Here is a 13,372-nt window from a genome sequence, read left to right on the forward strand (position 1 = left end):
TAAAGAATCTGGAAAAAACCCTGCCCATTTGAGCAGTTTCCAGATTCTTTTTTGTTCGCGGGGGAGTATATGCACCGACAAAAACATCATTCAGGGCGGATCGCCGGATCTTCCCGTATTATTCTTGAATTGTTTGGTTCCTGCCGGTTCATCCAATCCAATAAAGCGTTGATGGCTGAAGCCGGCTGTTCAAAGTGAAGCAAACGGTGGCCGAGGTCGGGAAACAAGAGCCATTCTTTTTCTTTCACGGTGAGGGAGTCAAAAAACGAGCGAACGATTTCCGCAGGAATCAACCGATCCTCTTTACCGCAGAGGCACAGGGTCGGAACCATCACCTTTGCCACGGATCGCATCGCTTCTCCGGTTTGGATCAGAAATTCCTGAATCCATCGGAACGAATACGTTAAAGGCGTCAGCGGATCCCTTAATTTGGATTGAATATTGTAGGTGATGATCGAATTCACTCTGGGTATTCGTTGGGCTTTTTTGATGAAAGAATAGGGGTTGACACTGAAGGAAGGGGCCATGTGGCTGAACAAGGAAATCAACCGTTTCACTGAAAGTGGCACATCGAAGTGCAGACCCAAGGCGGGGGCAGATAAAATGAGACCGTTCACTTGTTTCGGTCGTTGCTGGACGTATCGGATGACGATGAGACCCCCGAGGCTGTGTCCGATCAAGTAGAAGCGACGGTTTCCGATTTCCTGTCTGAAAACGTGAATCAGTTGATCCAGGTCGTTCAGGTATTCATAAAAGTGGGTAACATGACCGCATTTTCCTTCCGAACAGCCAAATCCACGCAGGTCATACGTAATCAAACCGAACCCGTCCCGAGCAAACCGATCTCCCAGATGCTTATACAATCCCAAGTGTTCACCCGCACCGTGAACCAGTACAGCAACAGACCGGGGGTTGTTGGGAAGCCATATCCGATACCGAAGGTGAATCCCGTCCCATGTGCATAGCCTGTCCTCATGAATCTTAACAGACACATCCCTTTCCTCCTGTTGGTTAAGGCTCCACTTCAGTATGTACAAATGGCGGAAAAACCCTTTTCACAGTTTTACCCAACCCAACAGTCAATCTCTTCAACATAAGGTAAAATTTAAAAGCCATGGAAGTGAAAATAAACGGAAAGAATGACCATGGAATGAGAAAGGAGGGATTAAAAATGACATTCCTGATGAATTGGTGGAAGAATGGACGGGTGCTTTTTAAAAATTGGCTGGTTCAGGAATATGCTCGCAGGAGTGGAGAGGCCCATACCTTGCCCAAAAAAATCAAACGACCGCAGGATTGATCTCTCGACATGGATGGATCCATGATTACCGGAATAGCCATATTGATAAATGTGTATAATACCCCTTGTCCATCTGAAAAAAATGGAGGGAATGAAGATGACCGTCGGATCGAAAATCCAGCAAACCGTTGCCAGCGCGGAAGGGGTCGCCGCTAATTTAAGGACCTTTGCACTGGATACGGACAATCAGCAGGCCAAACAAATGTACAATCAACTGGCGCAAAACATGGACTCCATTGTCCAACAGTTGAAAAACCGTGAGCAACAAGTGATGACAGAAGAACCTCAGTACAAGCAACAGTAACAATGAACCCATCCCCTTTCCTTGGAAGGAAGGGGGATGGGTTCATTTGGGGTCCCCGCCCCCGGAATGAACATCAATCATAAGTTTGGACGGGTGGTGACGAGTCGCGGTTGAACAAGCTGACCGACAGAAGCCGGGGGGAGGTCAGGATATGGGTATGACGATTGAAAAAAAGATATTGGCGTTGGTTACGGGGAGAAGTTCCCATTTTTTTCGCGGCCGGCCCGGACGATCGGGGAAAGATGGCTTTTCTCCTGGGAAAAACAGGGGATGGTATGACTCATCAGCTGAACGACCATCTCAGGATCATCGTTCACCCCTGATACATTCAAAACTGTACATGAGCGGTGATGAGGGGGCCGGGGCTCTGGTGGCGGCTGCTTTGGATATCCGTCATCCCACTGAAATTTCCGTGGAGGCCTTGGCCGAGTGGGGGAGGAAAAGGGGCGTGGATTGGTCCCGGCCGGGCCGTATCTGGGAAGCCGGCCCCAATCACGCCGGCGTGACCGTTTATTTCTGCGGCGTTGTCGGTGATCCGGCCATCGTGGAACGGGCTCTTTTGCACATCATTCAACTGGCCGGAGCGAGTCCTTACTCCTGGGAAATGATCCGTTTGATACAGCGGGCCCGGGGAGTCTGTTCCTGGGAAGATTTCATGGATGCCTGCCCCCTGCTGCTCCGTTCCTTCAGGGAGGTTTAACAGGTGCATATCATCTACCAGTGTTACGGCAGCGCCCACTCCTCGGTGATCGCTGCCGCGATTCATCTCGGAAAACTGCCGTCGGATCGTCTCCCTTCCGTGAAAGAAGTGTTGGAACTTCCGGATTTCGACTGGGCGGAAGATCGGACCATCGGCACCCTGTTTTACAAAGGCCGGGACGAAAACGGGCATGCGGTTTACACCCTCGGACTCGGGAGGGAGTGGAGGGCCGCACTCCGATGCATCCGATCGATGTTGGAGATCCTCGGAGAGGATCCCCTTCAATACCGTTTGGTCCACGCCTTGGATTGCATCACCTTGACGACGAAAGTGGGCGGCGCCCTGTCCCGGAGGTACGGGCTGTGCTTCCTGGGCCGGCCCCTTGCCGCCTGGGGCATCCGTAAGAGCTACCCCCGTCTCCTCGAACTGGTTTGCTCGATTAAAGGGAAATGAGTGGATCCTGGGCGTGTTTCAAAACAAAAAACCAAACCCATACAGCGTGCATAGGTTATGGGCGTGTCACCCAGGTACTTTCCCACGCCGCTTCCACGGCCTTGCTCGAAACAAACCTGTCGTAAGCTCTCGTTAAGGGAATGTCGGACTGATCGCGTGAACGAAAAAAGACGGCTGAACCGGGCACAACACCTGCGGTACAGCCGTCTTAAAGTGGCGGGAACGTGTGGGAATCGAACCCACCGGAGACGTCACGCGCCTCCCGCACGGTTTTGAAGACCGGGGGGGACACCAGTACCCCATCCGCTCCCATGTGGGGACGGAAAATATCATACCACAAACGGGGGCGGGGTGCCAAAGCCTTTCAGCGCAAAGGAAGGAATGATGTTTCCGCTTTTCCTGTTGGTCATTTCTTAATATAATGGGGATCAGTGTCATGCCAGTTCGGACTGGGCCAAGCGGGGGTGGATGGACGACGTGAGACGATTGGGAGTTTCATTGATCCTTTTATTATGGGTGTTCGGCGCTGTGCCGGCGGGGGCCGCCGACGGGGACCACGAACGGTACGGGGTGGCGCTTCAGGTCGACTACCCGGTGAAAGTCGGCAAAAAGACCGGGATGAAGGTAAAGGCGCGACTGAAGGGCGTGACGAAGAGAAACCGGATTCGGGGAGAGTGGACCGTTAAAGCCGATGGGGAAGAAATGACGGTGCCCCACGGGAAAAAGAAGGGCCCCGAAAAACCGGTCCGCTTCGGCGGTACGGTCGCCGACCGGCTGAAAGACGGGAAAAAGGTGTCCGTCACTGCCACCTTCCGGGGTACAATCGATGGGAAAAAGGTCCGCCTGTCCACGACCCGGGGCGTAACCCCACCGAAAGTCAAAGTCCGGGTGCGTTGCAGGGGGGACCGGGTGGAGGTCGGCGGAACATTGACCCGGACGAAGAAGGCTTCCGGCCGCTGGACGTTTGAAGTATTTCCTTCGGGGAAGGAGAAGCCCTTGGACCGTTATTCTTCCGATGAAATGACCGGGCCGTCTCACCATGTCTTCCTGAAACGGCCCGATGGCCCCTTCGAGGCCCGGGTGACCGTGGATGGTACGGTGGGGAGGGAAGTCCACGGCGACCTGTTCGGAAAAGAGGGCGGCCGGTTTGAAGAAGCCGCCGGTCAGGTTTCCCTCCGGAGCGGTTGCCCGGAGGGAACCGGGGGGAGTGTCGACGAGTCCTCCACCCGGGCCCTCCGGATCCGGGCGGATCATCAAGTGCTGCTCGGGAAAAAAATTCAGGACCTGTGGATCGAAGTGTCGGACAGCGAAGTTCGGGGCGTTCAGATGAAAGGGACCCTGGATACGGAAGAGAAGGCTGTCGGGATCTGGCGCTTTTATTACCGTTATCCCGACAAAGTGAGGCTTCCCGGCGGGAAAGAGAAAAACGTGATCCGAAAGGGGGTCCTGGCGTCCAACAAAGGCGTGGTGGAGCTCCCCATGCGAAGGAAAGACGAATACCATGTCATCGTGGACTTCCAGGGCACCGTCGGGGGCCAAAAGGTCCATGTGAAAGAACCCTATCATTTCAGCATCCCCCGGGTCATGCAAAAAGCGGACCCGGCGGCCGATCCTTCCTTCACCGTGATCGAAGCGGTGATCACCGGCCGCAAGGTGGAAGGGCGTTGGATGATGGCCATTGCCCGGCCCGACGGGAAAATCCTCTACCTCCATGAGGGAAAGCCCCGCTTCACCGTGAAATTGCCGGAAGGAAGATACCTCCTCAAAACCGTCTTTTACGGAAAAGTGGACGGGTTGACAATGGCGATGCAAGAGTCCAAATCGCTTGTCATAAAGGAAAAGGACCGGGATACATATCTCGTTCCGGGCAAGAACAATGAACTGCGGACCTATGAGGAAGGGGTCAGCGCTGTGAGGGGGATGCGCCGGAGCGGACGGCTGTCCGAGTCCGACCACACCTACTCTGCCCGCGCCGGCGCCTACAGCGGAGGGACCGCCGCGCTGCTGGTGATCATCGGGCTGGCGGTTTATCGAAAACGGAAACTGTCGTGATTTTACCCAGCCGCTTTCCATTGTGAAGGCGGCAGTTTTATTTAACAGAGTAATACTTACATTTAAATTTGTTGGATTATTGACAAAATAAGATCCATACGTTAGTATGCCAGTACGTATCGGTATCTTCCAAGGAATATAGACTCCTTGGACCTTTTTCATCTGGAAAAAAGGGAAAGGGGGGTTGATGGTGAAAGTCTTGGATTCTAACGCTCTTTTTCAAAAAATTACCTTTTTTGAGGAAGCGCATGCGGATCCCAATCCGGGAAGACAGCTGGAACGGATCCGTGAGGCCGTCCCCAGGTTCAAGGAATGGTTTAAGGCGACCGGAAAAGCGACCGCTTTCCACTCCTATGATCTGATCACGCTCCCATACCCCAAGAAATATGCCCTTTGGCGCGCTGCATGGTCCCCCGTCGCCTATATCTGGTTTACCAACCGGATGTTTATTGTCCAATGGGAAGCGGAAGGTCGGGTGTGGACGCTCTTAAATGAACCGACCGAGTATGAACTGGCTTCCAACACTCCCTATTTTGCGGACCAGATCCGCAAGTACGGTCAGTTTCTGAGTCACACTCTGCTTTCGTACCGGTATCAAACGGTGGAGCAGCACCTGGAATCCGTCGGGCTCCGCCCCGAGGACGTGGATTTCATCACCTTTGATCACCTCCACACCCAGGACGTTCGACGGTGGTTGGGAACGACCCGACCCCAGCCGGACATCAGTCCGGATGCTCCGGTCAAGGCCTATTTCCCCCATGCCAAACTGATTGTCCAACGCAAGGAGTGGGACATCCTTCCACATCTCCATCCCCTTCAGAAAATCTGGTATCAACCGGAAAAGTTTGAGGACATCTTGGAGGACCGCCTTCTGTTTATCGATGGAGACGTCCTTTTGGGTCCGGGGGTGGCTTTGATGTGGACGCCCGGCCATACCCAGGGCAACCATTCCCTGGTGGTGAACACGGATACGGGGATTTGGGTTTCCAGTGAGAACGGCGTGGCGGCGGAATGCTACGCTCCCCGGGAAAGCGGGATTCCCGGCCTTCGGCGGTATGCGGAGAAAACCGGGTTTGAAGTGGTGTTGAACGCCAATACCATTGAAAATACCTCCCGTCAATACAACTCGATGGTTCAGGAGAAGCTCGTGGCCGACCCCTGTGAGAACCATCCCCGGATACCGCAATTTTTCCCGAGTTCGGAGCTCAGGGGACATCTGTTCGCTCCGGGAACCAAGCCCTCCCATCAGCACAAGCGGGTGGCGTTCGGAACGATCGTCCGTCCGGGCGGGAAGGGAACCCTGGCGAAATGAAGGGGGTGGTGTTCGATTTTGCCCTCCCTCGCTCCGCTCTTCCATACCTTGCCACGAAGGCATTGGGCAACTATGTGCCTTCTCTGGGTTATGGACCGGGATCCGTGCTGAGACTGAGGGAGGTCTCCGAACCTTCTTTGCCGGGACCCCGGTGGATCAAGGTGAAGCCGGTTCTTTCCGGTGTCTGCGGTACCGACATGGGCGCCATCTTTTTTAAGACCTCTCCTGCTCTCACCCCCTTCAACACATTCCCCTCCGTTCTCGGACACGAGACCGTCGGGGTGGTGACGGAAGTGGGGGAAGGCGTGAGATCCCTGAAAAAAGGCCAGCGGGTGACCATCGATCCCTTTTTTTCCTGTGAAGCGCGTGGTGTGGCCTCTCACTGCCCCGCCTGCCGGGAGGGGTTGCACTGCCTTTGTCGGCATTCCGCCGACACCACCGTCATTCCCCCGGGGATGCTGCTGGGATTTTGCCGTGGGCTGCCGGGGGCGTGGAGTGAACGGATCACGGTGCATGAGACGATGGCGATTCCGCTTTCGGATGAGATATCCGATGAACTGGGCGTGATGATGGAGCCGTTGGCCGTCGGCCTTCACGCGGTGTTGCGGCGTCCACCTTCGGCGGGGGACCACGTGTTGGTGATCGGTGGCGGAATGATCGCCTATACGGTGATCGCGGCTCTCCGCCTGCTGGGGAACGACTGCCGGATTACCCATTACAGTTTGCTCCCCCACCAAAGGGAGATGGCCCTCCGGATGGGAGCGGACCAAGCATTTATCGACCGTGGGGAACTGGAAGCCCATGTGTTGAGTCTCCCTGTCACTTCCAAGTACAAGCCGATCATCGGCCCCCATGTGTATACGGGGGGGTTTGATGGGGTGTTCGACTGCATCGGCAGTCCGAAGAGTCTCGACGATGCTCTGCGGTTTACCCGCGAACGCGGTTTTGTCACGGTGGTGGGTCTCTCGGGTGAAATCCGCAAGCTGGACCTGAGTTTTATCTGGATGAAGGAATTGTCCATCATCGGGACGGTGGGTTACGGACGGGAAGATTGGAAGGGGAGATCTCTATCCACCTATCAGTTGCTGCTGGAGCTTCTCTCACAGGGCACGAATCTTCCCCTGGAGGAACTGATCACCCATGAGTTTTCCTTGGATCGTTACAGGGAAGCCATCGCGGCCAATGTCCACCGAGGTCGATACGAATCGATCAAGACGGTATTCCGGATTTGAAGACAGGGGGGACGAAGACGAAAGACGGACGGTCCTAGAAGCTTTGTGATTGAATGTTTGTTTTGAGAAAAGGGGAAGCGTTTACCCAAAATAGCGACTTTGCTGTCCTGCCCAGCGGAGAATCAGCCTGCAAGGGCGTTCAGGGGCAAAAGCTTCTCTGTGTTGCATCCGAAGGCATTTGCCCCTGCCCGCAGCAGGATGATTCGGAGCGGACAGTACCTGCATCTCTGCAGGACAGCAGCCGGAGCGGCTTTGGGTAAATGCTGCCGCTCACTTTTTCACAACGCTTCTAGCGGTGGGAATAGACCGGAGAAAGAAAACGCTCTCAAATACGCGGTCCTGAGGATGAGCGGGGCCGCTTTTTTCTGGGCGAAGTGGCTTCACTTTTTCTCAGTCTTGCTTTGAATAATACCTCACCGCTTTTCCCGTTTTCCTTGCATACTCAATCTCTTTCCGCGTACTCTCCCCGATGTACCCGTCCACGTCGATGACGAAGATTTCGTCGGCCAGATCGATTTTCCGGCGATGGATTTTCTCAAAGAGGGCCTCCTGTTCCGGCGTGACAGTGAATCCTTCACTTTTATCGAAAAAACCGAGGCTGATCACCGCGTGTCCCTGAAGGGTGAGGGTTTTGGAGGCTTCTTCGAATTCCTTCCGAAAGCGGGTCGAACCGCACAAGGTGATGACTTTCAAACAACATCCTCCTTTTAATCGACGGGCATCGGAGATTTTTTCATGCTCCTGCATAAACAGGGGATGCTATGAATATTTCCCGCATGATTTTCCATTCCCTTCTTGACGGCTTCCACAGGTTGCCGCAAAAAGGGGGGAAGCCGCATCGCTCCGGCGGTTTCCGGGGTTGCCGTTTCCATACAACCATGATATTCTTCTCACCGGAGAACGATTTGCGAAAGCGCATTCTTCTGATGCCGAAAGGGTTTTCGGCGTCCCTTTCGCGTCCCGTCCGATTTCTTCCACAATGAGGAGGCTTGGTGTGCATGATTCCTTATAAGCACGATCAAGAAACGGATTTCTCCAAAGAGGAGAACCGGAAAGCTTACCGGGAAGCCATCGAACAGGTGAGAAAGGAATTTGGCAAAGAGTATCCGCTCCTGATCGACGGAGAGGAGGTCCATACCGAGAGAAAGCTTTCCTCCCGCAACCCGGCCAATAAAGAAGAAGTGGTCGGCAAAGTTTCCATGGCGGACAAAGAATTGGCCGAGCGCGCCATCCAAAGCGCCTGGAAGCATTTCGACACCTGGCGGAAGTGGCCGGCCAAATCCCGTGCTGAGATCCTCTTCAAAGCCGCCGCCATCTTCCGTCGCCGCCGTCACGAATTTTCCGCGGCCATGACGGTGGAAGCCGGGAAGAACTACGTGGAGGCCGATGCCGATACCGCCGAAGCCATCGACTTCCTCGAGTATTACGGACGTCAGATGATCGAACTGGACAAGGGCAAGCCCGTCCTGTCCCGCCCGGATGAGCACAACGAGTACTTCTACCAGCCGATGGGCGTCGGGTTCATCATCCCGCCGTGGAACTTCCCCTTCGCCATTATGTGTGGAACCACGGTGGCGGCCCTGGTCACCGGCAACACCGTGCTGTTGAAGCCGTCGGAAAAAGCGCCTGTCATCTCCGCCAAGTTTGTGGAAGTGCTGCGGGAAGCCGGTCTGCCGGATGGGGTGCTCCAGTTCATCCCCGGGGATCCGAAAGAGATCGGTGACTACATCGTCGATCATCCGAAGATCCGGTTTATCAACTTCACCGGTTCCCGCGCCACCGGAATCCGCATCTTCGAACGGGCGGCCAAAGTGCAAAAAGGTCAGAAATGGCTGAAACGGGTTGTCGCCGAAATGGGAGGCAAGGACACCATCATCGTGGACAAAGACGCCGATGTGGAACTGGCGGCCCAATCCATTGTCTCCTCCGCGTTCGGTTTCTCCGGCCAGAAGTGTTCCGCCTGCTCCCGGGCCGTCATTCACCAGGACCTCTACGACCAGGTGCTTCAACGGTCCGTTGAGCTCACCAAGGAACTGAAAGTGGGCGATCCCGCCGAGTACGGCACCTTCGTGGGTCCGGTCATCGACGACATCCAGTTCAACCGGATCAAGGAATACCTCGAGATCGGCAAACAGGAAGGCAAGCTGATGACCGGCGGAGAAGCCGATGACAGCAAGGGTTACTTCATCCAGCCGACCATCGTCGCCGATGTGGATCCCGAAGCCCGTATCATGCAGGAAGAGATCTTCGGGCCCTTCGTCGCCTTCACCAAAGCGAAGGATTTCGAAGAACTCCTGGAGATCGCCAACAACACCGAATACGGCCTGACCGGCGCCATCATCAGCCGCAACCGTGAACACCTGGATCGCGCCCGCCGCGACTTCCATGTGGGGAACCTTTATCTCAACCGCGGTTGCACCGGCTCGATCGTCGGCTATCAGCCCTTCGGCGGCTTTAACATGTCCGGCACCGACGCCAAAGCCGGCGGTCCGGATTATCTCCTCAACTTCATGGAAGCCAAGACCGTCTCCGAATGGTTTTAACCATTGAGGTTGTAAGAACGAAACCCCTCTCCGCACGGGAGGGGGTTTTTGCATCTACCGGTTTTTCACAGGCGGTGCCGGCACATAGGATTGGTCCCGGACCACCACCGTTTCGGGTTGGACCCGGATCAGAACGTTGCTGTCATCCAGGTCCCGGAACCGGGGATCCCAATTCCCTTCATCGGGCCCCAGATAGCGGGATAACAAGCGGGTGGCGATCCCTTGGTCAAAGGGTTCGACCGTGGCCCGTCCCCTGAAGCCCGCATGGAGCACCCGGCCGCTCTCCCGGTGAAAATCGACGATTCCGACGGCACACCTCGGGTCTCTCCGGATCCTGTCCGGGAAGCTGTCTGTGGACGGAACGCCGATGATCCATAGAAACCCCTCTTCCCAATGAAACCAAACGGGGGAATCCCGGGGCCCCTCTTCACATACCGTGGAAAGGTGGGCAAACAGCGGCCGGGTGAGAAATTGGTCAAGGTCAAAGCTGCGCTTTCGGTCACGGATGATTTTCATGCAGATCCCCTCCAGGGAAAGGTTTCTTCGATATTCCACGAATCATGGAGATTTTCCTCCCCGTCGAAGGTGGGAGAAGGGTGACCCGGATTCCCTGTCGTGATTTCGCCAAACCTTCATACAATGGAACTGGCGCCTTTCGCCGTTTTTGGTACAATGAGATCGGTTCCTTGAAGAACCGGAGAGTTCGAAACTCCCGCCTCTCCTTAAAACAAAACTAGGGAACGTGCGCTCTGGATCCAACAAACTTCTCCCGCGGCGTTCCCGCGGGTTTTTTGTTGGGTTTGGGTCCGCACGGAAGAGAGGAGCAACGGAAGATGAATCGTGAAGACCGTTGGTTTCTGATGTTCGCCGGGACGTTTGTCGGTCTGTTGGTGATCGGCAACGTGCTGGCCGTCAAGATCGTCCAGGTCCCGCTTTTTGGCGGAACGTACTTCGTTCCCGCCGCGGTGCTGGTTTACGCATTGACCTTTGTCTGCACCGATGTGGTGGCGGAGATCTGGGGGAGGGAACGGACCAACTGGCTGGTCTTCGTCGGGTTCGTCACCTCCCTTCTGGTCGCGATCCTGGTTCAGTTGGCGGTGTGGTGGCCGGCCGCTCCGTTCTGGAAAGGTCAGGAGGCCTACGCCACCGTGCTGGGAGCCAACCTCCGCGTCACGGTCGCGGGGATGTTGGCCTATCTGGTCAGCCAGTACCACGACATCTGGGCTTTTCATTTCTGGAAGGAAAAGACCGGTTCCCGTCACCTGTGGCTCCGAAACAACCTGTCCACGGCGGTTTCCCAGCTGGTGGACACGATTTTGTTCATCACGATCGCCTTCTACGGGGTGATTCCGGATCTGGCGGGGGTGATCATGGGGCAGTACCTGGTGAAGTTGCTGATCGCCCTGATCGATACCCCCTTGGTATACGGGGGGGTCTGGCTGATCCGGAAACGCCTGTCTGAAGACAACCCGTTTCGATCCGAAGGAGGTAAGGCCTCATGGGCAAAGTGACCGTTGACCACAGCAAATACCAAAACATCCGGTTCGACACCCAAGAGGAGTCCGCCATCATGACGGACATCCTGGAGACCATCCCTTACCAATATCCGGGGAAAGACGTCGAGGTGGAGATCCCCACCACCGAATTCACCTCGGTCTGCCCCTGGTCAGGGTTGCCGGATTTCGCCGAGATCAAGATCCGCTTTGTGCCGGATCGATACCTGGTGGAGATGAAGTCCCTCAAATACTACCTGACGTCCTACCGGAACGTGGGCATCTACCAGGAACATGCCACCCGCCGTATCCTGGATGAATTGGTGGAGCTGTTGAAGCCGAAGTCCATGACCGTGGAAGCCCTCTGGAACCCCCGGGGCGGATTGGGAACCCGCGTGGTGGCGGAGTATCCGGATAAGAAGGATAAAAAAGGATGAAAAAAGGCCGCCTGAAGGCGGCCTTTTTCGTTAAAGGCCTGCCCCCGGAAACTTCGGAAAAACCCCTTCCGGAGAAGGATATGTTCATTTATAATCAAACAAGGATTCACATTCGGAGGGATATTATGAAAATTTATCAAAAGATGACTCCTCTGACTCTGTTATGCTTTACCGTTTTGTTGCTTGCTTCCTGTTCGGATGAGGAGAAGAAACAACCCACGGCGGAGGCGGACCGTCCGGAAAAACCGGCCATGGCTCCCGGAGTCAAACCGGAGGAATTTCTGGAAGCCTTCAATCGCTCCCAATCCGACAGCCGAAAAATAAAGGATGATATTCTGGAGGGTTTGGAATTCAAAGACGGAGTTGCCAAAACGCAAGGGGCATTCGGAGACAAAGGCCGTCTGTATCTGGCGGTGAATGAAGAGGATCACCGGTTGGTGGCTGTCAAGCTTTCCGGCACCATGGAGATGAAAAGGGAACTGGCGGCTTCTCTTCTCCGCGCTTTCCACCCGGAAGGGGAGGAGGAAGCGTTGAGCAAACACCTGGATGAATTGAAAGTGGATTCCGATGAAAAAGAGCTGAACACCCGTTCGGAGTGGGATTCCATCCAGTCTTCCCATCACCGGACGGAGCCAGGCTGGGCGCTGATTCTCAGCCGGGCGGACCGGAAGAAAGCGGTATATGACAACAAAGTGTATGTACCGCAGAAGAAAACCGTGGAAAAAAAGAAAGAAGAGAAAAAACCGGAAAAGGAGGAACCGGAAAACAAGCGTTCTTCTTCCGGCAACGGCGGTGTCACCGTCGTCTCCAATCCCTCCAGTGTGACCGTACTGGTCAACAAAACCCATAAGCTGCCTGACGGGTATATTCCGCCTGACTTGTATATCCCCGACGTCCGCTTTCCTTATGAAGAAAACCTTCCGAAGAAAAAGATGCGGGGAGTGGCGGCGGAGGCCCTGGAGCGCCTGTTTGCCGCCGCGGACAAACAGGGGATCACGCTGTATGCCCAGTCCGGTTACCGTTCTTACGAGCGTCAAGAGGCCATCTTCGCCTACAAATCCAGTCAGATGGGAGAGGAAAAAGCCAGTCAAATCAGTGCACGCCCGGGCCATAGCGAACATCAGACCGGTTTGGCGATGGATATCACCAGCCGATCCGTCGGTTTCAAACTGGAGCAGAGTTTCGGCCGGACCAAGGAAGGCCAATGGGTGGCACGGCACGCTCACGAGTTCGGATTTATCATTCGCTATCCGCAGGGGAAGGAGCATATCACGGGTTACAGCTATGAGCCGTGGCATCTTCGCTATGTCGGCCCCCGCGTCGCCGCCGAGATTCACCGCAACAACCTGACGCTGGAGGAATATCTTGACTGAAGGAATTCGGATCTGGATAAATGAAAATCCTTCATCACGGGCTCACGCAGGTTTTCGGCGTGGGTCCTTTGTTATCTTCACGGGACAGGATTCGAATGAGTGGATGATCGTGGCATCCTGGCCATTGTTCGTACAGCCTTCGGATTTTGGTCGGGATCTCTGATGCGTTTCCC

The 13,372-nt window shown here is 55.1% G+C and carries 15 protein-coding genes and 1 tRNA gene; 12 read left to right on the forward strand and 4 right to left on the reverse strand.

What is annotated here, in order from left to right:
• Window positions 1-86: 86 nt before the first annotated feature.
• On the reverse strand, window positions 87-992 hold the full coding sequence (locus C8P63_RS00980; protein ID WP_170109418.1) for an alpha/beta fold hydrolase: 906 nt from the start codon (window positions 990-992) through the stop codon (window positions 87-89).
• Window positions 993-1,171: 179 nt separating this feature from the next.
• On the opposite strand from C8P63_RS00980, the gene C8P63_RS19680 reads away from it, so the two are divergent.
• From C8P63_RS19680 to C8P63_RS00995, 5 genes are all read left to right on the forward strand, one after another.
• A complete protein-coding gene (locus C8P63_RS19680) occupies window positions 1,172-1,300 on the forward strand; it encodes a hypothetical protein (RefSeq protein WP_281258657.1) in 129 nt (42 codons plus the stop codon).
• A 97-nt stretch (window positions 1,301-1,397) separates the two neighbouring features.
• Complete coding sequence (locus C8P63_RS00985; protein WP_108021457.1) at window positions 1,398-1,604, forward strand: DUF1657 domain-containing protein; 207 nt, start codon at window positions 1,398-1,400, stop codon at window positions 1,602-1,604.
• 164 nt (window positions 1,605-1,768) lie between these two features.
• A complete protein-coding gene (locus C8P63_RS19950) occupies window positions 1,769-1,927 on the forward strand; it encodes a capping complex subunit for YIEGIA (protein ID WP_425437215.1) in 159 nt (52 codons plus the stop codon).
• Window positions 1,928-1,974: 47 nt separating this feature from the next.
• Window positions 1,975-2,304 (forward strand): hypothetical protein, encoded by a 330-nt coding sequence (locus C8P63_RS00990; protein WP_108021458.1) that lies wholly within the window; start codon window positions 1,975-1,977, stop codon window positions 2,302-2,304.
• Window positions 2,305-2,307: 3 nt separating this feature from the next.
• The gene (locus C8P63_RS00995) at window positions 2,308-2,757 is read left to right on the forward strand and encodes a DUF3189 family protein (protein WP_108021459.1); all 450 of its coding nucleotides are present in this window, start codon (window positions 2,308-2,310) and stop codon (window positions 2,755-2,757) included.
• 214 nt (window positions 2,758-2,971) lie between these two features.
• Here C8P63_RS00995 and C8P63_RS01000 read toward each other — a convergent pair.
• Window positions 2,972-3,068, reverse strand: a tRNA-Sec gene (locus tag C8P63_RS01000).
• Window positions 3,069-3,234: 166 nt separating this feature from the next.
• On the opposite strand from C8P63_RS01000, the gene C8P63_RS01005 reads away from it, so the two are divergent.
• From C8P63_RS01005 to C8P63_RS01015, 3 genes are all read left to right on the forward strand, one after another.
• A complete protein-coding gene (locus C8P63_RS01005; RefSeq protein ID WP_146172078.1) occupies window positions 3,235-4,809 on the forward strand; it encodes a hypothetical protein in 1,575 nt (524 codons plus the stop codon).
• A gap of 190 nt (window positions 4,810-4,999) precedes the next feature.
• Window positions 5,000-6,121 carry an MBL fold metallo-hydrolase gene (locus C8P63_RS01010; RefSeq protein ID WP_146172079.1) on the forward strand — a complete coding sequence of 374 codons (1,122 nt, stop codon included), beginning with the start codon at window positions 5,000-5,002 and terminating at the stop codon, window positions 6,119-6,121.
• Entirely contained in the window at window positions 6,118-7,353 is a 1,236-nt protein-coding gene (locus C8P63_RS01015; RefSeq protein WP_108021462.1) for a zinc-dependent alcohol dehydrogenase, read from the forward strand. The genes C8P63_RS01010 and C8P63_RS01015 overlap by 4 nt, the downstream gene beginning before the upstream one ends.
• Window positions 7,354-7,743: 390 nt before the next feature.
• On the opposite strand, the gene C8P63_RS01020 is transcribed toward C8P63_RS01015, so the two are convergent.
• On the reverse strand, window positions 7,744-8,046 hold the full coding sequence (locus C8P63_RS01020) for a TIR domain-containing protein (protein ID WP_108021463.1): 303 nt from the start codon (window positions 8,044-8,046) through the stop codon (window positions 7,744-7,746).
• Window positions 8,047-8,351: 305 nt separating this feature from the next.
• Between C8P63_RS01020 and pruA the strand changes: the two genes are divergently transcribed.
• The gene (gene pruA, locus C8P63_RS01030) at window positions 8,352-9,896 is read left to right on the forward strand and encodes an L-glutamate gamma-semialdehyde dehydrogenase (protein WP_108021465.1); all 1,545 of its coding nucleotides are present in this window, start codon (window positions 8,352-8,354) and stop codon (window positions 9,894-9,896) included.
• Between the two features lie 54 nt (window positions 9,897-9,950).
• On the opposite strand, the gene C8P63_RS01035 is transcribed toward pruA, so the two are convergent.
• The gene (locus tag C8P63_RS01035) at window positions 9,951-10,412 is read right to left on the reverse strand and encodes a pyridoxamine 5'-phosphate oxidase family protein (RefSeq protein ID WP_170109419.1); all 462 of its coding nucleotides are present in this window, start codon (window positions 10,410-10,412) and stop codon (window positions 9,951-9,953) included.
• 317 nt (window positions 10,413-10,729) lie between these two features.
• Between C8P63_RS01035 and C8P63_RS01040 the strand changes: the two genes are divergently transcribed.
• The 3 genes from C8P63_RS01040 (at window position 10,730) to C8P63_RS19865 (ending at window position 13,199) form a co-directional block, all read left to right on the forward strand.
• Window positions 10,730-11,407 carry a queuosine precursor transporter gene (locus C8P63_RS01040; RefSeq protein WP_108021466.1) on the forward strand — a complete coding sequence of 226 codons (678 nt, stop codon included), beginning with the start codon at window positions 10,730-10,732 and terminating at the stop codon, window positions 11,405-11,407.
• Window positions 11,395-11,826: a preQ(1) synthase gene (gene queF, locus C8P63_RS01045; protein WP_108021467.1), complete on the forward strand. Its 432-nt coding sequence runs from the start codon at window positions 11,395-11,397 to the stop codon at window positions 11,824-11,826. Before C8P63_RS01040 ends, queF begins: the two co-directional genes overlap by 13 nt.
• A gap of 125 nt (window positions 11,827-11,951) precedes the next feature.
• Window positions 11,952-13,199 carry a M15 family metallopeptidase gene (locus tag C8P63_RS19865; RefSeq protein WP_342748037.1) on the forward strand — a complete coding sequence of 416 codons (1,248 nt, stop codon included), beginning with the start codon at window positions 11,952-11,954 and terminating at the stop codon, window positions 13,197-13,199.
• The last annotated feature ends 173 nt before the right edge of the window (window positions 13,200-13,372 follow it).

Origin of the sequence: Melghirimyces profundicolus, assembly GCF_003054245.1 — a bacterium.
Classification (GTDB): Bacteria; Bacillota; Bacilli; order Thermoactinomycetales; family DSM-45169; genus Melghirimyces; species Melghirimyces profundicolus.